General features: G+C 71.3%; 16 protein-coding genes. 7 read left to right on the top strand and 9 right to left on the bottom strand.

Annotated elements, in window-relative coordinates; translation table 11 throughout:
• Positions 1 to 304: 304 nt before the first annotated feature.
• From ACWDVW_RS26410 to ACWDVW_RS26380, 7 genes are all read left to right on the top strand, one after another.
• Positions 305 to 1678: an ABC transporter substrate-binding protein gene (locus tag ACWDVW_RS26410; protein ID WP_449953881.1), complete on the top strand. Its 1374-nt coding sequence runs from the start codon at positions 305 to 307 to the stop codon at positions 1676 to 1678.
• A gap of 83 nt (positions 1679 to 1761) precedes the next feature.
• Positions 1762 to 2718, top strand: coding sequence for a carbohydrate ABC transporter permease (locus ACWDVW_RS26405; protein ID WP_449953878.1), 957 nt, complete (start codon positions 1762 to 1764; stop codon positions 2716 to 2718).
• 8 nt (positions 2719 to 2726) lie between these two features.
• Entirely contained in the window at positions 2727 to 3614 is an 888-nt protein-coding gene (locus ACWDVW_RS26400; RefSeq protein WP_396741377.1) for a carbohydrate ABC transporter permease, read from the top strand.
• A 27-nt stretch (positions 3615 to 3641) separates the two neighbouring features.
• Positions 3642 to 5279 (top strand): glycoside hydrolase family 13 protein, encoded by a 1638-nt coding sequence (locus tag ACWDVW_RS26395; RefSeq protein ID WP_449953876.1) that lies wholly within the window; start codon positions 3642 to 3644, stop codon positions 5277 to 5279.
• A gap of 133 nt (positions 5280 to 5412) precedes the next feature.
• Positions 5413 to 8304: a discoidin domain-containing protein gene (locus tag ACWDVW_RS26390; RefSeq protein WP_449953873.1), complete on the top strand. Its 2892-nt coding sequence runs from the start codon at positions 5413 to 5415 to the stop codon at positions 8302 to 8304.
• A 102-nt stretch (positions 8305 to 8406) separates the two neighbouring features.
• Positions 8407 to 12693, top strand: coding sequence for a galactose-binding domain-containing protein (locus ACWDVW_RS26385; RefSeq protein WP_449953870.1), 4287 nt, complete (start codon positions 8407 to 8409; stop codon positions 12691 to 12693).
• 196 nt (positions 12694 to 12889) lie between these two features.
• Positions 12890 to 13741: a Rieske 2Fe-2S domain-containing protein gene (locus tag ACWDVW_RS26380; RefSeq protein ID WP_449953868.1), complete on the top strand. Its 852-nt coding sequence runs from the start codon at positions 12890 to 12892 to the stop codon at positions 13739 to 13741.
• A gap of 67 nt (positions 13742 to 13808) precedes the next feature.
• On the opposite strand, the gene ACWDVW_RS26375 is transcribed toward ACWDVW_RS26380, so the two are convergent.
• From ACWDVW_RS26375 to ACWDVW_RS26335, 9 genes are read right to left on the bottom strand one after another with little or no spacing between them, the layout of a single operon-like run.
• Positions 13809 to 14927: a LysM peptidoglycan-binding domain-containing protein gene (locus ACWDVW_RS26375; protein ID WP_449953866.1), complete on the bottom strand. Its 1119-nt coding sequence runs from the start codon at positions 14925 to 14927 to the stop codon at positions 13809 to 13811.
• Positions 14928 to 14942: 15 nt separating this feature from the next.
• Positions 14943 to 15368 carry a pilus assembly protein TadG-related protein gene (locus ACWDVW_RS26370; RefSeq protein ID WP_449953864.1) on the bottom strand — a complete coding sequence of 142 codons (426 nt, stop codon included), beginning with the start codon at positions 15366 to 15368 and terminating at the stop codon, positions 14943 to 14945.
• Entirely contained in the window at positions 15365 to 15829 is a 465-nt protein-coding gene (locus tag ACWDVW_RS26365; RefSeq protein WP_449953861.1) for a TadE/TadG family type IV pilus assembly protein, read from the bottom strand. The genes ACWDVW_RS26370 and ACWDVW_RS26365 overlap by 4 nt, the downstream gene beginning before the upstream one ends.
• Positions 15814 to 16224, bottom strand: coding sequence for a TadE/TadG family type IV pilus assembly protein (locus ACWDVW_RS26360; RefSeq protein WP_396741522.1), 411 nt, complete (start codon positions 16222 to 16224; stop codon positions 15814 to 15816). The genes ACWDVW_RS26365 and ACWDVW_RS26360 overlap by 16 nt, the downstream gene beginning before the upstream one ends.
• A gap of 32 nt (positions 16225 to 16256) precedes the next feature.
• Complete coding sequence (locus tag ACWDVW_RS26355; RefSeq protein ID WP_396741363.1) at positions 16257 to 16484, bottom strand: hypothetical protein; 228 nt, start codon at positions 16482 to 16484, stop codon at positions 16257 to 16259.
• A 27-nt stretch (positions 16485 to 16511) separates the two neighbouring features.
• Positions 16512 to 17375 (bottom strand): type II secretion system F family protein, encoded by an 864-nt coding sequence (locus ACWDVW_RS26350; protein ID WP_396741361.1) that lies wholly within the window; start codon positions 17373 to 17375, stop codon positions 16512 to 16514.
• Positions 17372 to 18313, bottom strand: coding sequence for a type II secretion system F family protein (locus ACWDVW_RS26345; protein WP_396741359.1), 942 nt, complete (start codon positions 18311 to 18313; stop codon positions 17372 to 17374). Before ACWDVW_RS26345 ends, ACWDVW_RS26350 begins: the two co-directional genes overlap by 4 nt.
• Positions 18274 to 19803: a CpaF family protein gene (locus ACWDVW_RS26340; RefSeq protein WP_396741357.1), complete on the bottom strand. Its 1530-nt coding sequence runs from the start codon at positions 19801 to 19803 to the stop codon at positions 18274 to 18276. Before ACWDVW_RS26340 ends, ACWDVW_RS26345 begins: the two co-directional genes overlap by 40 nt.
• Positions 19793 to 20593, bottom strand: a complete 801-nt coding sequence (locus tag ACWDVW_RS26335; protein WP_350697542.1) for a ParA family protein — start codon at positions 20591 to 20593, stop codon at positions 19793 to 19795. Before ACWDVW_RS26335 ends, ACWDVW_RS26340 begins: the two co-directional genes overlap by 11 nt.
• Position 20594: the final 1 nt, after the last annotated feature.

Genomic DNA, 20594 nt, shown 5'->3' with positions numbered 1-20594 from the left:
CGCGCCCTGCGGGATCTGGACCGTCACGTCCTCGGTGCCGTCGCCGTCGAAGTCCGGTGCTCTGTCGTTGGGGTCCGCGAGGAGTCGTGTCGGCATCTCTCGACGCAGTGTCGCTGAATTTCATTGTTTGATCGAAACCTTGCTGAGATGAGTCGCCCTCGCTACAGTGACTCCACTCACACCCGGCCCCCGGTCAGTCACACGGGGTCAGGGCACCGATCAGCAGCAGGCATCGCGGCGGTGGCGATCACCGCGGTTCAGCGAACTTCACGGCGACACTTCGTTCCCCCGAAGGGATGGACAGATGTCCGTACCGCAGTACCGGAAGGCTGCGGCGTTGGCGCTCGTGGCCGGGCTCAGCCTCACGGCGTGCTCCACCAAGAGCGACGACGCCGGTGACGACGCGAGCGGCAAGGTCACCATCACCGTCGACTGTCAGCCGGTCGGCGCGCAGAAGGAGTTGCTCCAGAACTGGAACGCGGACGTCGCCGAGTTCCAGCGGCAGAACCCCGACATCGTGGTCAAGAGCGTCAGCGTCGGCGAGCAGTGCAACAACCCGCCGGACTTCACCGCCCGCCTGGCCGGCGGCACGGTGACCGACGTGTTCTACGGGTACATGACCGATCTCCAGCAGGTGCTCGACTCCGGCCAGGCGATGGACATCACCGAGCACGCCACCGCCGAGACGGTCCCGACCTGGGACAGCGTCGACCCGGCGCTCAAGGAGGTCTTCACCGACGACGGGAAGCTCTACGCCGTCCCGGTGAAGAACTACTCGATGGGCCTGGTCTACAACAAGGTGCTGTTCCAGCAGGCCGGGCTGGACGTGAACAACCCGCCCAAGACGTGGGGCGAAGTCCGGGAGGCGGCCAAGAAGATCTCCGCGTTGGGCAGCGGGATCGCCGGCTACGCCGAGTACAGCGCCGGCAACACCGGCGGCTGGCACTTCACTGCCCTGCTCTATTCGCAGGGCGGCCAGGTGCTGACCGAGGACGGCACGAAGGCCGCCTTCAACAGCCCGCAGGGCCGCCAGGTCCTGCAGAACCTCAAGGACATGCGGTACGGCGACGACAGCATGGGCGACCGCCAGTTGCTTCAGTGGGGCGACCTGCTGACCAACGCCGGTGCGGGCAAGGTCGGCATGTTCGTCGGCGCACCCGACGCCACCCAGGCGATCGTCAGCCAGTTTCAGGGCAAGTTCGAGGACTGGGCGATGGCACCGCTGCCCGGCCAGGACGGCACGGCGCTGGGCACGCTCGGCGGCGGCGAAGGCTACTTCTTCAAGAAGGACCTCACCCCGGAGCAGGTCAGGGCCGGTCTCAAGTGGATCGCGTACCAGAAGCTGACGCCGGGCAAGGGGCAGTTCGACTACGCCCGGGCCAAGCCGCAGAACTACCCGGTCGGCCTGCCGCAGCCGCTGCTGTTCACCAACGGCAGCGACGCCCAAAAGCAGGAACTCGACCTGCGGAAGGCGAACGCGAACGTGGACACCGCGAACTTCGCCATCTTCGAGGCGAACCCGGTCCCGATCAAGGGCGAGCCGCGCAACGCACAGGCGATCTACGCGGTCCTGGACGCCGCGATGTCCGGGGTGCTCACCAACCGGAACGCCGACATCGACGCGCTGCTCAAGACGGCCGAGGACAAGGTCAACCAACTCCTCGCCGCGCAGGGCTGACCCGCACGGGTGGGGGCTGGTCCGCCGGCTCCCGCCCCGCCCCGCCGTACCACCCAGGTCGTCCCACCCCACCAGGAGTTGCCTTGGCGATCACCGCTGCCCCGGCCGCCACCCGAGCCCCGGGGCGTACCCCCTCACCGGCCCCGGCCGGGCCGGCGCGATCGGGCCTCGGCCGCAAGGTCCGGGACAACCTCACCGGGCACGCGTTCCTGATCGGCGCGGTGCTCTGCTTCGCGGTCTTCTCCTGGTATCCGATGGTCCGCGGTGTGGTGATGAGCTTCCAGCGCACCCGGCGCGGCGAGACCACCTGGGTCGGCTGGGACAACTACCTGCGCATCCTCGACGACCCCAGCTTTTGGACGGCCTGGCAGAACACCTTCTATTTCACCGGTCTCGCGCTCGTCCTCGGGTACGCGGTGCCGTTCTTCGTGGCGATCCTGCTCAACGAGTTCCGGCACGCCCGGGGATACCTGCGGATCCTGGTCTACCTGCCGGTGATGCTGCCGCCCGCCTCGGCCCTGTTCCTGTTCAAGTTCTACGCGTACGACCCCGGCGACGCCGGTCTGTTCAACGCGATCCTCAAGGGACTGGGCCTGCCGACCTCGCAGTGGATGCAGTCACCGGAGATGACCGTGCCCGCCATGGTCATCGCGTCCACCTGGATGAACATGGGCAGCGCGGTGCTGATCTATCTGGCCGCCCTGCAGAACATCCCGGGTGAGCTGTACGAGGCCGCCGAACTGGACGGCGCCGGGATCTGGCGACGCATCCGGCACGTCACCATCCCGCAGACCCGACTGATCCTCGCCCTGCTGGCGATGCTCCAGATCGTCGCCACCATGCAGCTCTTCATCGAGCCGCTGATCCTCGCCAACGGCGCGGGCGCGGAGGACTCGGCGACCTCGGTCGCGTACCTGATCTATCAGCACGGGTTCTTCCAGAACGACCTCAACGGTGCCGCCGCACTCGGCGTGATCATGCTCGTCGTGCTGGCCGGCTTCTCCGCCGTCTACCTGCGGCTGACCGCCAGACAGGACTAGGACACGCCATGGCACAGGACTCCGGCACCCGTACCCTCATCTCGCAGGCGCAACTCCGGCGCGGCCCCGGCCGGGCGATCTACTGGACGCTGCTCGCCGTCGTGGTCGTCGGCTTCACGCTGGTCTTCCTCGGCCCGCTCTACTGGATGGTCACCGGCGCGCTCAAGTCCGGCCAGGAGATCGCGCAGACTCCGCCGACGCTGGTCCCGCAGGACCCGCAGTGGCGCAACTACGTCGACGCATGGCACCACCTGGCCCTGGCCAAGCTGCTGTTCAACACGTTCTACTACGCGGCCGGGGCGGTGCTGTTCCAGCTCGTCTTCGACACCGCCGCGGCGTACTCGCTGTCGAAGCTGCGGCCGGTGCTCGGCTCCGCGATCCTCGGCCTGATGCTGGCCACGCTGATGATCCCGGCGATGGTCCTGATCGTCCCGCAGTACGTGACCGTGATCGACCTGCCGATCCTGAACATCAGCCTGCTCGACTCGCCGTTCGCGATCTGGCTGCCACTGGTCGCCAACGCCTTCAACATCTTCCTGCTCAAGCGGTTCTTCGACTCCATTCCGGAGGACCTGATGTCGGCGGCCCTGATGGACGGGGCGACGCCGCTGCGCACCCTGTGGTCGATCGTGCTGCCGATGTCCCGTCCGATCCTCGGTGTGGTCTCGATCTTCGCGGTGACCGCCGTCTGGAAGGACTTCCTCTGGCCGAAGCTGGTCATGCCCTCGCCGGAGACCCGGACGGTCAGTGTCGGCATCTATGCCTTCGCCGGCGGTACCCCGATGAACGTGGTGATCGCCGCCTCGGTGATCGCCGCGATACCGACGGTGGTCATCTTCCTGATCTTCCAACGGAACATCATGTCCGGCCTGACCACCGGCGGACTCAAGGGCTAGCCCCCCAAACGCAGAAAGCAGGTGCTCGTGTCCCCAGCAGACAGCGGTCCGTGGTGGCGAGGCGCGGTGATCTACCAGGTGTACCCCCGGAGCTTCGCCGACGGCAACGGTGACGGCATCGGCGACGTGGCCGGCATCCGATCCCGGCTGGGTCACCTCTGCGCGCTCGGTGTCGACGCGATCTGGTTCAGCCCCTGGTATCCCTCGCCGATGGCCGACGCCGGCTACGACGTGGCCGACTACCGCGACATCGACCCGATCTTCGGCACGCTGGGTGAGGTGGAGGCGCTGATCGCCGAGGCGCACACGGTCGGCATCCGGACCATCGTCGACGTGGTGCCGAACCACTGCTCCGACGCGCATCCCTGGTTCCGGGCCGCCCTGGCCGGCGGACCGGACGCCCCCGAGCGGGACCTGTTCTGGTTCCGCCCGGGACGAGGTCCCGACGGAGACCGGCCCCCGACCGACTGGGTCGGCGAGTTCGGCGGCCCCACCTGGACCCGGACCACCGACCAGGACGGCCGCCCCGGTGACTGGTACCTGCACCTGTTCGCCCCGGAGCAGCCGGACTTCAACTGGGACCACCCCCGGGTCCGCGCCGAGTTCGAGGACGTCCTGCGGTTCTGGTTCGACCGGGGCGTGGACGGCATCCGGATCGACTCCGCCGGGCTGCTGGTCAAGGACGCCACGCTGCCCGAGGTGACGGCGGACCGGCCGCACCCGTTCCACGACCTCGACGGGGTGCACGAGATCTACCGGGACTGGCGGCGGATCGCCGACGCGTACCCGGGGGAGCGGGCGCTGATCGGGGAGGTGTGGCTGCCCGACCGGCAGCGGTTCGCCGCCTACCTGCGGCCGGACGAACTGCACGCGGCGTTCAACTTCGACTTCCTCGGCTGCGCCTGGGACGCCGCCGCGCTGCGCGAGAGCATCGACGGCACGCTGAACGCCCACGCACCCGTCGGCGCGCCGGCCACCTGGGTCCTCTCCAACCACGACGTCACCCGGCACGTCACCCGGTACGGCCGCGCGGACACCACGTTCAGCTTCGCCGCCAAACGCGAGGGCATCCCGACCGACCTGGAACTGGGCACCCGCCGGGCCCGCGCCGCCGCGCTGCTGTCCCTGTCGCTACCCGGCGCCGCCTACGTCTACCAGGGCGAGGAGTTGGGGCTGTGGGAGGTCGAGGACATCCCGTACGAGCTGCGCCAGGACCCGATGTGGGAGCGGTCCGGACGGATCGACCCGGGCCGGGACGGCTGCCGCGTACCCCTGCCGTGGTCCGGTGAGTCCCCGCCGTTCGGCTTCAGTCCGGACAGCGCGCACGCCACGCCGTGGCTGCCGCAACCGGCCGACTGGAAGGACCGCACCGCCGAGGCGCAGGCCGGCGACGACCGGTCGATGCTGGAGCTGTACCGGGCCGCCATCGCCGTCCGCCGGGCCGAACCGGCGCTCGGCGACGGCCCGATGGCCTGGCTGCCCACCCCGGACGGGGTGCTGGCGTTCCGGCGGGACCCCGGTTTCGCCTGCGTGGTGAACCTCTCCCCGGTGGCGGTACCACTGCCGCCGCACGCCGAGCGGCTGCTCGCCAGCGGCCCGTTCGCCGACGACCTGCTGCCGCCGGACACTGCCGTCTGGCTGCGGACCGCGCCCGAATCCGCCTAGCCCCGCGCCCGGTGTCGGCGGTTCCGTCCCGCCGCCGACACCGGCCACGGGCCGACACCGACGAGGAGGTGACCGCAACACCGGCACCACCACGGGGGTACCTGGCCACCTGAGGAAAGGGAGAGCGCCGCTCATGGCCGACCACACCGTCCCGCACCACCCCCACCCACCCGGACACCGGTTCCGTACCGCGCTGGCCGCCCTCACCGGCACCGCCCTCGCCGCCGCCTCCATCACGGTCGTCACCGTCGCCGGGACCGCGACCCCGGCGCGGGCCGCCGGGCTCAGCCCGTTCGACATCGTCGGTCGGGGCGCCACCGTCGCGTTCGTCGAGCACGAGGCCGAGAACGCCGCGCACACCGGCACCCGGATCGGCCCGGACCGCCGCTACGGCACGCTGCCGTCGGAGGCCAGCGGCCGGGAGGCGGTCACCCTCGACGCGGTCGGGGAGTACGTCGAGTTCACCCTCACCGCACCCGCGAACGCGGTGACGTTCCGCTACAGCCTTCCGGACAACGCCGTCGGCACCGGCCGGGACGCCACGATCGACCTGCGGGCCAACGGCACCCTGGTCAAGCCGGTGCCGGTGACCTCGAAGTACGGCTGGTACTACGGCGGTTACCCGTTCAACAACAACCCCGGCGACGTCAACCCGCACCACTTCTACGACGAGGCCCGGACCCTGTTCGGCACCACCTACCCGACCGGCACGAAGATCAGACTCCAGGTCTCGTCGACCGCGCAGTCCCCGACGTTCACCATCGACCTGGCCGACTTCGAGCTGGTGGCCGCGCCGATCACCAAGCCGGCGAACGTGCTCGACGTGGTCACCGACTTCGGTGCCGACCCGACCGGCGCGACCGACTCCACCGCCCGCTTCCAGGCCGCCGTCGATGCCGGGAAGGCCCAGGGGCGTACGGTCTGGATCCCGCCGGGCACCTTCACCCTCTGGGACCACGTGGTGGTCGACGGGGTGACCCTGCGCGGGGCTGGCCCGTGGCACTCGGTGCTCGGCGGCCGGCACCCCACCGACCGCAAGCGGGCCGCCGGGATCTACGGAAAGTACGTCACCGGCGGCGGATACCGGGGCGAGATCCGGCCGCACGAGGCCGGTGGACCCAGCCGCAACGTGGTGCTGCGTGACTTCGCCATCATCGGCGACATCCGGGAAAGGGTCGACGACGACCAGGTCAACGCCATCGGCGGGGCGATGTCGGACTCGGTGGTGGACAACCTCTGGCTCCAGCACACCAAGGTCGGCGCGTGGATGGACGGGCCGATGGACAACTTCACCATCCGCAACAGCCGGATCCTGGACCAGACCGCCGACGGGGTGAACTTCCACTGGGGAGTCACCAACTCGACGGTGACCAACACGTTCGTCCGCAACACCGGTGACGACGCGCTGGCGATGTGGGCGGACACCGTGCCGAACGTGGGCAACTCGTTCACCCGCAACACCATCGGCGTGACCGTCCTCGCCAACCACCTGGTCACCTACGGCGGCCGGGACATCCGGATCACCGACAACGTGACCGCCGACTCGGTCACCAACGGTGGTGGCATCCACGTGGCCAACCGGTACACCGGGGTGCAGGGGCCGACCGCCGTGGCCGGCACGATCACCGTGGCGCGCAACACCCTGATCCGGAACGGCAACTCCGACTACAACTGGCGGTTCGGGGTCGGCGCGATCTGGTTCTCCGCGTTGAACGAGCCGCTCCAGGGCGCGTCGATCCAGGTCAGCGACACCGACATCCTGGACAGCTCGTACGCGGCGCTGCACTGGATCGAGGGTGCCAGCAGCGGTATCAGCTTCAGCAACGTCCGCATCGACGGCACCGGCACGTACGCGCTCCAGGTGCAGGCACCGAGCCAGGTCTCCTTCACCAACGTACGGGCCACCGGCGTCGCCCAGCCCAACCCGATCCACAACTGCGTGGGCAGCGGCTTCCAGATCACCCAGGGTGCCGGCAACTCCGGTTGGTACACCGCCAACCCGTACTGCGGTCCGTGGCCGGAGCCGCAGTGGGGTGGCGGCCCGACGAGCCCCCCGCCCACCACTGCGCCCCCGACCACCCCGCCGCCCACCACCCCGCCGCCCACCACCCCGCCTCCGACCACGCCGCCTCCCGGCGGGAACCTGGCCCAGGGACGGCCGGTCGTCGCGTCCAGTCACAACCAGACCTACCAGGCGGGCAACGCGGTGGACGGCAACCCGGGCACGTACTGGGAGAGCGTCAACAACGCGTTCCCGCAGACGCTCACCGTCGACCTCGGCGCGGCCCGCTCCGTCGACCGGGTCGTGCTCAGGCTGCCGGCGGGCTGGGAACGCCGGACGCAGACGCTGTCCGTACTGGGCTCGACCGACGGCAACTCGTGGACCACGCTCGCCGCCTCGGCGGGACGGGTCTTCGACCCGGCCACCGGCAACACGGTGTCGATCAACCTGCCCGCCGGTGACCGCCGGTTCGTCCGGCTCGGCGTCGGCGGCAACACCGGCTGGCCGGCGGCGCAGATCGCCGAGTTCGAGGTGTACGGCGGCAGCACGCCACCGCCGACCACGCCACCGCCCACCACGCCACCGCCCACCACAGGGCCCCCGACCGGGAACCTGGCCCAGGGACGGCCGGTCGTGGCGACCAGCCACGTCGACGTGTACGCGGCCGGCAACGCGGTGGACGGCAACGCGGGCACGTACTGGGAGAGCGTCAACAACGCGTTCCCGCAGACGCTCACCGTCGACCTCGGGACCGCCCGTCGGGTGGGTCGGGTGGTGCTCAAGCTACCGCCGTCGTCGGCCTGGCAGACGCGTACCCAGACGGTGTCGGTGCTCGGCTCGACCGACGGCACCACCTGGACCACGCTCGCCGCCTCGGCGGGCCGCACCTTCGACCCGGCCACCGGCAACACCGTGTCGATCGGCCTGTCCACCGGTGACCGCCGGTTCGTGCGGCTCAGCGTCACCGGCAACACCGGCTGGCCGGCGGCGCAGATCGCCGAGTTCGAGGTCCACGCCACCTGACCCGTGGGTGGGCCCCGCACGCCGAAGCGGGGCCCACCCACGCCGCAAGAGCGCCACCCGGTAACGCCTCTCCACATCCCCGGAAGAAGGTGTCGATCCGCCATGTCCAGACTCCGTACCCGGCTGACCGCCGTGCTCGTCGCGGTCGGTCTCGTCCTCACCGCCGCCCCCGCCCCACCGGCCGCCGCAGCCGGTGGGCCCAACCTGGCCGCCGGTCGCGCGGCCACCGCCAGCAGCGTCAACGGCTCGTTCGTCGCAGCCAACGTCACCGACGGCAACGCCGGCACCTACTGGGAGAGCAGTGGCGCCCTCCCGCAGTGGGTGCAGGTCGACCTCGGCTCCGCCCACTCCGTCGACCAGGTCAAGCTGAAGCTGCCGGCAGCATGGGAGTCCCGTACCCAGACGCTGTCGGTGCAGGGCAGTACCACCGGCAGCGCCTTCGCCACGATCGTCGGTTCGGCGGGCCGCGCCTTCAGCCCGGCCGGCGGCAACACCGTCACCCTCGACTTCCCGGCCACCAGCACCCGGTACGTGCGGATCGCGATCACCGCGAACACCGGCTGGCCCGCCGCGCAGCTTGCCGAGTTGGAGGTGTACGGCGCGGTCGCGTCGTCGGCCAACCTGGCGGCCGGTCGGAGCATGTCCGCCAGCGGCCACGCCGACGTCTACGTCGCCGCCAACGCCAACGACGGCAACCAGGCCAGCTACTGGGAGAGCCCGAACAACGCCTTCCCGCAGTGGATCCAGGTGGACCTGGGCGCCACGGTCACCGTCGACCGGCTGGTGCTCAAGCTGCCCGCCGGGTGGGGCGCGCGCACCCAGACGGTGACCGTGCAGGGCAGCACCACCGGCACGAGCTTCACCACCCTGGTCGCCTCCGCCGGCTACGCCTTCAACCCCGCGGCCAACAACACGGTGACCGTCACCGTCGGCTCGGCCGCCACCCGCTACGTCCGGCTGCTGGTCACCGCGAACACCGGCTGGTCGGCGGGGCAACTGGCCGAGCTGGAGGTGTACGGCCCGGCCACCGGCGACACCCAACCGCCGTCCGCCCCGACGAACCTGGCCTTCACCCAGCCGGGGAGTGGGCAGATCCGGTTGACGTGGTCGGCGTCGACGGACAACGTCGGGGTGACCGGGTACGACGTGTACGCCAACGGTGCGCTGCGGGCGAGTGTGTCGGGGACGACGCTGACGTACACGGACACGCAGCCGGCGGGTGCGACGGTCTCGTACTTCGTGCGGGCGAAGGACGCGGCGGGCAACGTCTCGGCGAACAGCAACACGGTGACCCGTACCGGCAGCTCCGGCGACACCCAGGCACCCACCGCGCCGACGAACCTGGCGTACACCGAGCCGGGGAGTGGGCAGATCCGGTTGACGTGGTCGGCGTCGACGGACAACGTCGGGGTGACCGGGTACGACGTGTACGCCAACGGTGCGCTGCGGGCGAGTGTGTCGGGGACGACGCTGACGTACACGGACACGCAGTCGGCGGGTGCGACGGTGTCGTACTTCGTCCGGGCCAAGGATGCGGCGGGCAACGTCTCGGCCAACAGCAACACCGTGACCCGTGTCGGCAGCACGCCCGGCGGCACCAACCTGGCCGCCGGCAAGCCGGCCACCGCCTCGTCGATGGTGCACGTCTTCGCCGCAGCCAACGCCGTCGACGGCGACGTCACCACCTACTGGGAGGGTGCGCCGGGCGCGTACCCGAGCACGCTGACGGTCGCGCTCGGCGCCAATGCCAGCGTCAGCGCGATCGTGGTGAAGCTGAACCCGGACCCGGCGTGGGGTCCGCGTACCCAGACCTTCTCGGTGCTCGGCCGCGAGCAGTCCGCCAGCGGCTTCAGCACGCTGGTCGGCTCGGCGAACTACTCGTTCAGTCCGGCGGGCAGCAACACGGTCACCATCCCGGTCTCGGCGACCGCCGCCGACGTGCGACTCTCCTTCACCGCCAACACCGGGTCGTCCAACGGGCAGGTCGCCGAACTCCAGGTGATCGGCACCCCGGCACCGAACCCGGACCTCACCGTCACCACGGTGACCTCCGCCCCGGCCAACCCGGTGGAGACCGACCAGCTCACGCTCACCGCCACCGTCCGCAACGCGGGCACCCTGGCCTCCGGCGCGACCACGGTCGACTTCGCCCTGGACGGGACGAAGGTGGGCCAGGCGGCCGTCGGCGCGCTCGCCGCCGGTGCGTCGACGAGCGTGTCGACCACCGTCGCGGCCCGGAACGCGGGCAGTTACCAGCTCAGCGCCACGGTCGACCCGGCCAACACGGTCATCGAGCAGAACGAGGGCAACAACGCGTACACGAACCCGACCCGGCTGACGGTGAGCCCGGTGGCCAGCTCCGACCTGGTCGCCTCGGCGGTCACCTGGTCACCGGGTACGCCGAGCGCGGGCGCCACCGTCCGCTTCACGGTGACCGTGCGCAACCAGGGCACCATCGCCTCGGCGAGCGGGTCGCACGGCATCACGCTGACGGTGCTCAACGACGCCGGTACGGCGGTGCGGACGCTCACCGGGTCGGCGGGCGGCGGCCTGGGCGCGGGCGCCACGGCGAGCCCGGTCGACCTGGGCACCTGGACGGCGGCCAACGGCCGGTACACCGTCCGGGTGGCGATCGCCGCCGACGCCAACGAACTGCCGGTGAAGCGGGCCAACAACACCAGCGAGCGGCCGCTGTTCGTGGGACGCGGCGCCAACCTGCCGTACGACCACTACGAGGCCGAGGAGGGCTCGGTCGGCGGCGGCGCCCAGGTGATCGGACCGAACCGGACCATCGGCGACCTGGCCGGCGAGGCGTCCGGCCGCCGGGCGGTGACCCTCAATACCACCGGCGCGTACGTCGAGTGGACCACCAAGGCGCCGGCCAACGCCCTGGTCACCCGCTTCTCCATCCCGGACGCCCCGAACGGCGGCGGGATCACCTCGACGCTGAACATCTATGTCAACGGGGTGCTGCACAAGCCGATCAGCCTCACCTCGAAGCACATCTGGCTGTACGGCGCCGAGGCCAGCCCGAGCGACTCGCCGAGCGCCGGGCCGCCCCGGCACCTCTACGACGAGGCGAACGTGCTGCTCAACTCCACCATCCCGGCCGGCAGCCGGATCCGGTTGCAGAAGGACCCGGCGAACACCACCACGTACGCCGTCGACTTCGTCAACCTGGAGCAGGTGACGCCCCGGGAGAACCCGGACCCGGCGCGGTACCGGGTACCCAACGGGTTCAGCCACGCCGACGTGCAGAGCGCGTTGGACGCGGTCCGGATGGACACCACCGGCAACCTGGTCGGTGTCTACCTGCCCGCCGGCACGTACGAGACCGCGCAGAAGTTCCAGGTGTACGGCAAGGCGGTGAAGGTGGTTGGCGCCGGCATGTGGTTCACCCGGTTCCAGACGCCGTCGTCGCAGCAGAACACCGACGCCGGGTTCCGGGTGGAGCCGAGCGCCAGCGGGTCGACCTTCTCCCACCTGGCGTTCTTCGGCAACTACACGGTCCGGCAGGACGGGCCGGGCAAGGTCTGGGGCGAACTCAAGGACGTCGACGACCTCACCCTGGACAACGTCTGGGTCGAGCACACGGTCTGCGCGTACTGGGGGGTGAGCGTCAGCGGCCTGAAGATCACCGACAGCCGGTTCCGGAACACCTTCGCCGACGCGGTGAACCTGACCAACGGCAGCACCGACAACCTGGTCAGCAACTCGGAGGGCCGCTCCAACGGCGACGACGCCTTCGCGCTGTTCTCCGCGACCGACCAGGGGGCGTCGACCGGCAACCACGGCAACGTGTTCGAGAACCTGACCGCCACGTTGACCTGGCGGGCGGCCGGGATCGCCGTGTACGGCGGCTACGACAACGTGTTCCGCAACCTCTATATCGCGGACATGCTGACGTACTCGGGCATCACCATCAGTTCGCTGGACTTCGGATATCCGTTCGTCGGATTCGGGTCGAGCCCACCGACCCGGTTCGAGAACATCTCGTTGGTCCGGGCCGGTGGCCATTTCTGGGGCGCGCAGACCTTCCCGGCGATCTGGGTGTTCTCCGCGTCCAAGGAGTTCCGAGGCATCCGCGTCAGTGACGTGGACATCGTGGACCCGACCTATTCGGGGATCATGTTCCAGACCAAGTACACGGGCAGCCAACCGGAGAACCCGATCACCGACACGATCTTCACCAACGTGTCGATCAGCGGTGCCCGGCGCAGCGGTGACGCCTTCGACGCCAAGTCGGGCTTCGGGATCTGGGTCAACGAGATGCCCGAGGCGGGTCAGGGCCCGGCGGTCGGCTCGGTCACCTTCACCAACCTGCGCCTGAGCGACAACTGGCAGGACATTCGCAACACCACGTCCACCTTCACCATCAACCGCAACTGACCCCCCGCCCTCACGTCGATCGCTAGCCCTCACGTCGATCATGGAGTTGTGGCACTCCCGAGAGCCCATCGAAAGGGCACAAGGTCCGCCACAACTCCATGATCGCGAGGGGTCCGTCGGGGACGGCCTGCCACCGTCGCGACGATTCGTCCCGGACGACCGGTTTGCGACCGCGTACGGCGGGAAGTCGGTACGGGTGCGAGCGTTGTTGACGAAGATCGAGCAAGCGTCCGGGCTGGACCGGTTCGGTGACCGGTTGCAGCGAGCGGTGCAGGGCACCCTGCGCGGACAGCGGGTCCGGGACCTGCTGCACGGGGTGTGGCTGGGCCATCCGCTGCATCCGGCGATGGTGCAGGTGCCGGTCGGCTCCTGGATGAGCGCGGCCGTCCTGGACCTGATGCCCGGTCAGCGGCGGGCGGCCACCGCGCTCACCACGATCGGCACGGTGAGCGCATTGCCGGCGGCTGTCGCCGGGCTCAACGACTGGGCGGCGCTCTCCCGTGACCAGCGTCGGGTCGGCCTGGTGCACGCCGCGTCGAACACCGTCGCGCTGGTCCTCTACTCCGGCTCGGTGGCCGCGCGGTTCTCCGGCCGCCACCAGCTCGGCCGTACGCTCGGCTGGCTCGGGCTCAGTGCGGCCGGTGCCGGCGCGTACCTGGGGGGACATCTGGCGTACAAGCAGGGTGCCCAGGTGAACGTGAGCGTCTCCGACCTGCACCTGATCAGCGACGGCTGGCACTCGGTCGCCGAGATGGCCACGCTGCCGCAGCGGCAACTGGTGACCCGCAAGGTGGACGACGTCTCGGTGATCCTCTATCGGCACGGCGAGGACGTCACCGTGATGCTGGAACGCTGCCCGCACCAGAGCGGCCCGCTCGGCGAGGGCGAGGTCACCGAGATCGACGGCCACGCCTGCGTGGTCTGTCCGTGGCACGGCAGCACCTTCCGCCTCAACGGCGGCGAGGTGGTGCACGGCCCGTCCGGCAACGACCAGCAGACCCTGCCGACCCGGGTGGTCGCGGGCCGGGTGGAGGCCCGGCTGCCGTGAGGCGGGCCCGACCGGCGACGGTCGATCCGCGGCGCACCGGCCGGACCACCCGGGGCGGTAGGGCCGGTCAGTCCTTGCGGTGGCGGCCGACCGGCAGCTCAGCGGGCGGACCGCTCCGGACCGGCTGCCGGGTGGCGGCCACGGGCACCGGGCGCCGCCGTAGACCGAGCACCGCACCGATCTGCGCCCCGACGATGCTGGCCACGGCGAGCACCGCCGAGATGGCGAGCGGGCGGTTCACCCGGTCCGGTTCACCGGCCCGCGCCGCACCCACCGTCACCACCGGCGGGTGCCCCTCCGGTGCCTCGTCGTGCGGTGCCGGTCGTCCCTGCGGGGTGGCGGCGGGAGACGGCGGCGTGGGCGTGGCGGACTCCGGCTGCTCCGCGTCCGGCTTCGACGGCGTCGGCTTCGACGGCGTCGGACGCGACTGCTCGGGAGCGGGACGGGCCTGCGCCCCGACCAGCCGACCGGTGGCGTGCGGTCGGGCACCCTGGTCGTTCGCGTCCGTCGGCAGCGTGATCAGTTGGCCGGGGCGGATCCGGTCCGGGTCCCGCAGGTTGTTGAGCGCGGCCAGCTTCCGATAGTCCTCGAAGTCGTCCAGGTAGCGGTCGGCGACCTTGCCGAGGTAGTCGCCCTTCGCCACCTTGTAGACCGGCGCGTCGGCCGTCGTGCGTTCCGTTCGAGACGTCACCGGCTCGAACGCCGTGGCCGGCCCGGCGAGCGTCGCCGGTGCGGCGAACGACGCGGTGGCGGCCGGCGCGGAGTAGGTGGGGGCGGTGTACGCCGTGGTGGCGGCGGTGGCCGCCGGGCTGGCGGCGATGATCAACGCGACCGAGCCGACCAGGGCCGCCGCCGCCCGCTGCTGCCGACCCATTCCGGGCAGCCGGGGTGCCGGGCGGCGCAGCGACTGCGCGCCCAACTCCACGAGCACCGACAGCGCGAAGGTGGCCCAGCCGAACCAGCCGACGATCGCCAGCGCCCGCAGGAAGAGCTGCCCGTCGTCCCGGCTGGTCAGCGTGGTGCCGATCTCCGCGAGCGTGGGCACGTGGTCCGGCAGCGGGTTGCCGGCGAACGCCAGCAACGCGATCGGACCGCCGACCAGCAGGCCGATCAGCACCACCAGTGCGCCGAATCCGGTCAGCACCCGACCGACCCGCCGTACGGCGGTGCCACCCGATGCGGCCATGGCTACCTTCCTTCCCTAGGGAGCCCCGGTCAGCGCCCGCGCGGTCGCCTCACCGGAGACGGTGACGGTGTTGGAGAAGCCGAAGAGGCCGAGCATCGCCCGGCGGTAGGTGACGGACACCCGTACCCGGATGACGGTCTCGCCGTCGACCACCGGGAAGGTCACGGCGTGGCTGCTGACCCCGGCGGCGGCGAGGTATCCGGCCACAGCCGCCCGGGCCTCGGTCTGGTCGATGCGTTTCGGACCGCCCTCGATGGCGGTCGCCCGGTCGATGGCCTGGCCACCGGTCCGGGCCGCCTCGGCAGCCAGGTTCTCGGCGCGTTGCAGCGTGCGGAGCTGACCGGCGCCGTCGAACGCCATGCCGATGATGCCGAGTACGCCGATCATCGCCACGGCGAGGAAGATGCTCACTCGCCCGGCGTCCCCCCGTCCGGCCGTCATCCCCGGCTCCGGTAACGGTCCAACGGCGAGGTGAACGAGGCGGTGATCCGATTCCCGCTCGGCATCCTCAGGGCGGAGATCCTGATGTCCTGGTAGGAAACCGTGCAGGCAATCTGCACGGTGACCGTGGCATCCTGCCCGACGGAACTGCTGAACGCCTGCCCCAAGGTGGTGGGCTGGCCGTCGACCGACCCGCTGAAGGTCACCTCCGGCTGGCCGGTGCAGGCCAAGCCCCGCCAGTCGAGCTGGCTGCGGACCGCGTCGCGGGCCTCGATGCGGGCGGTGCGGGCGTCGCGGGAAATGGAGGCCGCGCGGGCGGCGTCGTGTGCCGCCGCCTCCAGTGCCTCGCTGGCCACGGCGGTACGCCCGGCGACTCCGGCCAGCACCATCATGGCCAGGAACGCGGGCGCCAGGACGGCCACTTCGATCGACACCGAGCCCCGGCTCATGGTGCGGTCCATCGTTCCGCCGTCCCGTGTGCGGTCTGTCGAATGGAGAAGCTGACTCCCGGCACGATCGACAGCGACCGACCGGTCACCGTGCAGGTCACGTCGGTTGCCGTGACGGTGCAGTCCGGTCCCGGGTCGTCCCAGTCGACCAGCCAGTCACCGGCCTGGGTGAGGAAGCGTGCGGCGCGTTCCTCGCCGGCACCCGCCGGGGCCTGGTGGAGCCGCTGTGCGTTGACTCCGCTCTGTGCCGCGTTGAGCGCGGTGGACCTGGCGACGAAGACGGCGGCCACCTGGATTGAGCCGAACAGCAGGATCAGGATCGCCGGCAGCACCACAGCCAGTTCCACCGGGTTGCCGCCGCGTTCGCCGTCACCGGGCGGCCGAGGGTGCCGGATGACCGTGACCATCCGGCACTCGGCGTAGCGGCGGCGGCGCATCGTCATGGGGCCGGCGGTCCGGGGATGCGGCCCATCCAGTTGTTGGCGGCGGTCAGGGCCGCTGCCGTGACCGCCAACGCCACGGTCACCAGGCCGAAGATGATCACGGCGGTCGGTACCGGGCTGTCGCCACGGTCGCCCCGTAGGTGCACAAGCCGCGCCCGCAGCGCGGTCTGCACGTGGGTCAGCCGCACGCCCAGCGCGGCGTTCAGTTCGGTGAGGACGGACATCGGGGCTCCTTCGGTCGAGGTCGTGTGTCAGAGGCGGGCGAGGAACGGATAGATGGCGAAGCCGAGCAGGACGAAGACCAGCAGCGCGCCGGGAATGTCGAGTCGGCTGGTCACCCCCTCGGCCCGGGCCAGGTTGTCGGTGCGGATCTGGTCGCGCAGCGAGTCGGCGCGGCTGCGCAGGGTCTCGTGCACCTGGGCGCCCTCGCTGCCGGACGAACGCATGATCGCGCCGACGTCGCCCAGCTCCGGGATGCCGATCCGGTCGGAGAGGTCGCGGAGTTCGTCCCACGGCGAGTGCATCTGCATCTGGGCCATCCGCAGTGCCTCGGAGATCCGGTCGAAGACCCAGCCCTCGCAGATGGCGGCGGCCCGTTCCAACGACTGCACCGGGCCGTGCGCGGCGGAGAGCTGCAACGCGACCAGGTCCAGATAGGTGCAGACCGCCTGCCGGAACTCGTCCCGGGCCGTCTCGGCGCGGGCGATCAGCGACCGGTGCGCGACCAGCGCGCAGAGCACTGCCAGACCGATGCTGCCCAGCACCGGCACGGTCAGCGGCAGCGAGACGCCCACGGCGAACAGCGTGAAGCCGAGCAGGGCCGGTGCGGCGAGCCCGATCAACGCGGACAGCAGGAGGGAGAGGGCGTACTGCTCGGGAGTGCGGTCGAGCAGGGCCAGTTGCCGGTGCGGCGGACGCAGCCAGCGGGCCAGCCCGGTCAGCCAGTCCAGCCGGCGGTCGGCCGGGGCGAGCCGGGCCGTCCCCGGCGGCTGGTGCAGCCGACGCAGCGCCGGACCGAGCGCCGGGGTCGCCGGCACCAGTTCACGCACGATCAGGAAGACGCCCAGCCCGACCACGGCACCGCTGAGCACCGCGATGGTGAGGTGCAGGTTCACGCCACCACCTCCCGTGGGTCGGGGGCGGGCAGGAAGCGGGCCGGTCGCGGCGGCTGGCTCATCGACCGCACCCAGGCCAGCAGGCCGACGAAGGCGGCACCGAGCACCGCCATCACCACCTGGCCGAACGGCGTGTCGTACGGCTGCACGTACTCGCGGTTGAGCAGCCCGTACCCGATGGTGGCCAGGGTCATCCCGGTCAGGAAGCGGACCGCGAACCGGGGTTGGGTGCGCTTGGCCTCGATCTCGCGTCGGGTGGCGACCTCGGCGGACGCCGCCGCGGCGATCGAGCCGAGCACGTCGCCGAGGCGTTCGCCCCGGTCGGTCAGGTGCAGGATGAGCGCCGCCACCACCTGGTCGCAGACCGGGTCACCGATCTCGTCGGCGAACGCCAGCAGGGCGGAACGGGCCAGCCACCCGGCCTGGAGCCGGGCGGCGAGCAGGCGTACCTCCTCCTGGATCTCCTCCGGTGCGGTGCCGACGGTGCCGATGATCGCCTGTTGGAGACCCTGCCCGGTGGAGGAGACGTCCTTGAGCCGACGGGTCCACTCGCCGACCGCCTCGATCCGGGCGATCGCCCGCCGTTCCGCCCGGCCCACCGAGAACAGCCAGGGCGTACCGGGTACCGCCACCGCGACCAGCAACCCGACCACCGGCAGCCCGGTCACCAGGAAGGCCAGCGCGCCCGCGACCACCGCGCCGATCAGCAACGCCTGGTGGGTCTGCTGTTCGCGCACTGTGCCGGAGCCGCGCCACAGCCGACTGAGCCCCGGACCCGCGCCGGGTGCCGGACCGGGCGGGCGGCGGGTGCCGACCAGCGCGACGACCGTGAGCACCAGCCCGGCCACGCAGGCCGCCCCGGAGACCACCGCGATCAGTTGGATGTTGTCGAGCACGGTCACCGCCGCCCGAGTCGGGTCTGCTTGGGGCGTCGCCACGCGCCCTGGCCCGCTTCGATCCAGCGGCTCAGCAGCCGGGCGTCGTAGCCCACCCGCAGCAGTTGGTCGCGGATCCGTTCCGGCAGGTGCCGGGGGACGGCCCGGCCGTCCGGGCCGGGCCCGAACACCTGAGTGGTGGTGATGCGGCTGGCCTCGCCGACGCCGAGGACCTCCTCGACGTGCGAGACGAACCGGTGCTTGCGGCCACCGATCCCGGTCTCGTCCTCCACGTTGACATAGACGATCAGGTCGAGGGCGTTGCCCGCCATCCGGCGGGCCTGGTCGACGGTCATCTCCCGGCCGTGCGCCAGCGCCAACTCGATGATCCGTTCGCTCACCCCGCCGGGGGTACGCGCGTGGATCGTGCACATCGAACCCCGGCTGGTGGTCATCGCCTGGAGCATCGGCACGATCTCCCGGGACCGCACCTCGCCGACGATGATCCGCAGCACGCCCATCCGCAGCGAGACGGGGATCAGGTCGGCGATGCTCACCTCACCGGCCGGGCGGCCGTCCGGCCCGCGTTCGCCGTGCCCCTCCCGTGCCTCGAAGCTCATCACCGCCCGGTGCCGCGCGCCGCGCCGAGCCGGCAGCAGCTCCCGGCTCTCCTCCAGCAGCACGTACGGCTCGTCCGGCGGGATCTCGCTCATCAGCGCCCGGATGACGGTGGTCTTACCGGCACCGGCCAGCCCGGCGACCATGATGTTCAGCCCGGCGCGCATGGACGCGCGGAGGAAGTCCCGCAGCAGCGGGTCGACCATCTCGTCCAGGTCGCCCCGCGCCCCGGCCAGGTCGTCCAGGGTCACGTCGAGCGTGTTGTGCTTGCGGATCACCGCGTACGGGCGGTGGCTGACCAGGAACACGGCGGCCAACCGGCTGCCGTCGGGCAGTTGCAGGTCCAGGGTGGGCTTCGAGGTGGAGAGCGACCGCTCGGTGGCGCCGGCCCGGCGGGCGGCTGCCTGGAGGATCTCCACCAGCTCGTCGTCGCTGTCCGCGATCGGGTCGGCCCAGTCCACGCCGCCGCCGTGCCGGGTGATACGCACCTGGTCGCAGCCGAGGATGTGTACCTCCTCGATGCTGTCGTCGACGAGCAGCGTCTGGAGCCGCCCGAGACCGGCCAGCTCGGCGGTGACCTGGTCGAGCAGCAGTCGCTCCTCGCCCGCGGCCATCGGCGTACCTGCCCGGCGCACCGAGTCGGCGTACTCGGCGACCAGTTCGACCGCGAGCCGGGCCCGCTCGGTGTCCTCCTCGTCGACGGTGAACTCCCGGCCGCGCTGCCAGCGGGTGAGCCGCTCGCTCAACTCCCGGCGCAGCTCGCGGACGATCTGGAAGTCCACCCGGGGCCGGGGCGGCGGTTCGGGTGCCGTCGGTGCGACGGGGACCGGCATCGGCGGATGGTGCCGCCCGTTGACCGGTGGCAGCGGCGGCGCGGTCGAGGTCGCGCCGGGTGGCAACCGGCGGGGGTCCGACGAGACCGGCTCAAACCGCATCCGGCACCCCCTGGGTCACCGGCCAGGCCAGTCGGGCCCGTCGCCGTTCCAGCAGCGCGCCGACCGGTACCTCCAGGCCCCGGGCCGCGCGCAGCAGCGGTCGGGACGCCCGAACGGTGCCGCCCAGGCTGAGCACCTCGGCGGTACGCGGATCGTGCGGCAACCGGGCGATGACCGGCGTGTGCAACGCCTTGCTGACCTCGGTCTTGCCGTGGCCACCGCCGACCAGCAGCAGCCGGAGCGTGCCGGGCTGCACCCGGTGCTCGGCGAAGTCCCGTTCGATGGTCTGGATCATGGCGCGGGTGCCGGACAGGTCGGGCAGTTGTGCCCGGCTCACCACCAGCACCACCGACGCGGCCCGCAGCAGCGGCCACGGCGTGCCGACCACGTGCAGCCGTCCACAGTCGACGAGCACGTCGTACGGCGGGTCGCCGTGCTCCAGCCCGCCGAAGTAGTCGGCGAACCGCTGCCAGAGCGGGATGACGCTGCCCGCCTGGGCCGGGTCGACGACGCCGGGCAGCAGCAGCCGCTCGCGCCGGGGCGCGTCCAGGTCGACCAGTTGCGACCAGAACGTTGACTCCAGGCTGCCGTCGCGCAGCTCGCCGACGGCCAGCTCGCCGATGCCCCGGGGGCCGTCGAGCGCACCGCCGAGGTAGCCGGCGAGCACCGAGCCGCCGGCCGGGTCGCACTCGGCGAGCACCAGCCGTCGATGCCAGCTCAACGCGCAGGCCAGCGCCGTGGTGGTCACCCCCGGCGAGCCCTTGGCCGAGACCAGCGCGATGATCGCCATG

The sequence above is a fragment of the Micromonospora sp. NPDC003241 genome (assembly GCF_053589795.1).
Note: the sequence above shows the minus strand (reverse complement) of the source record. Positions and strands in the feature narration are given on the sequence as shown.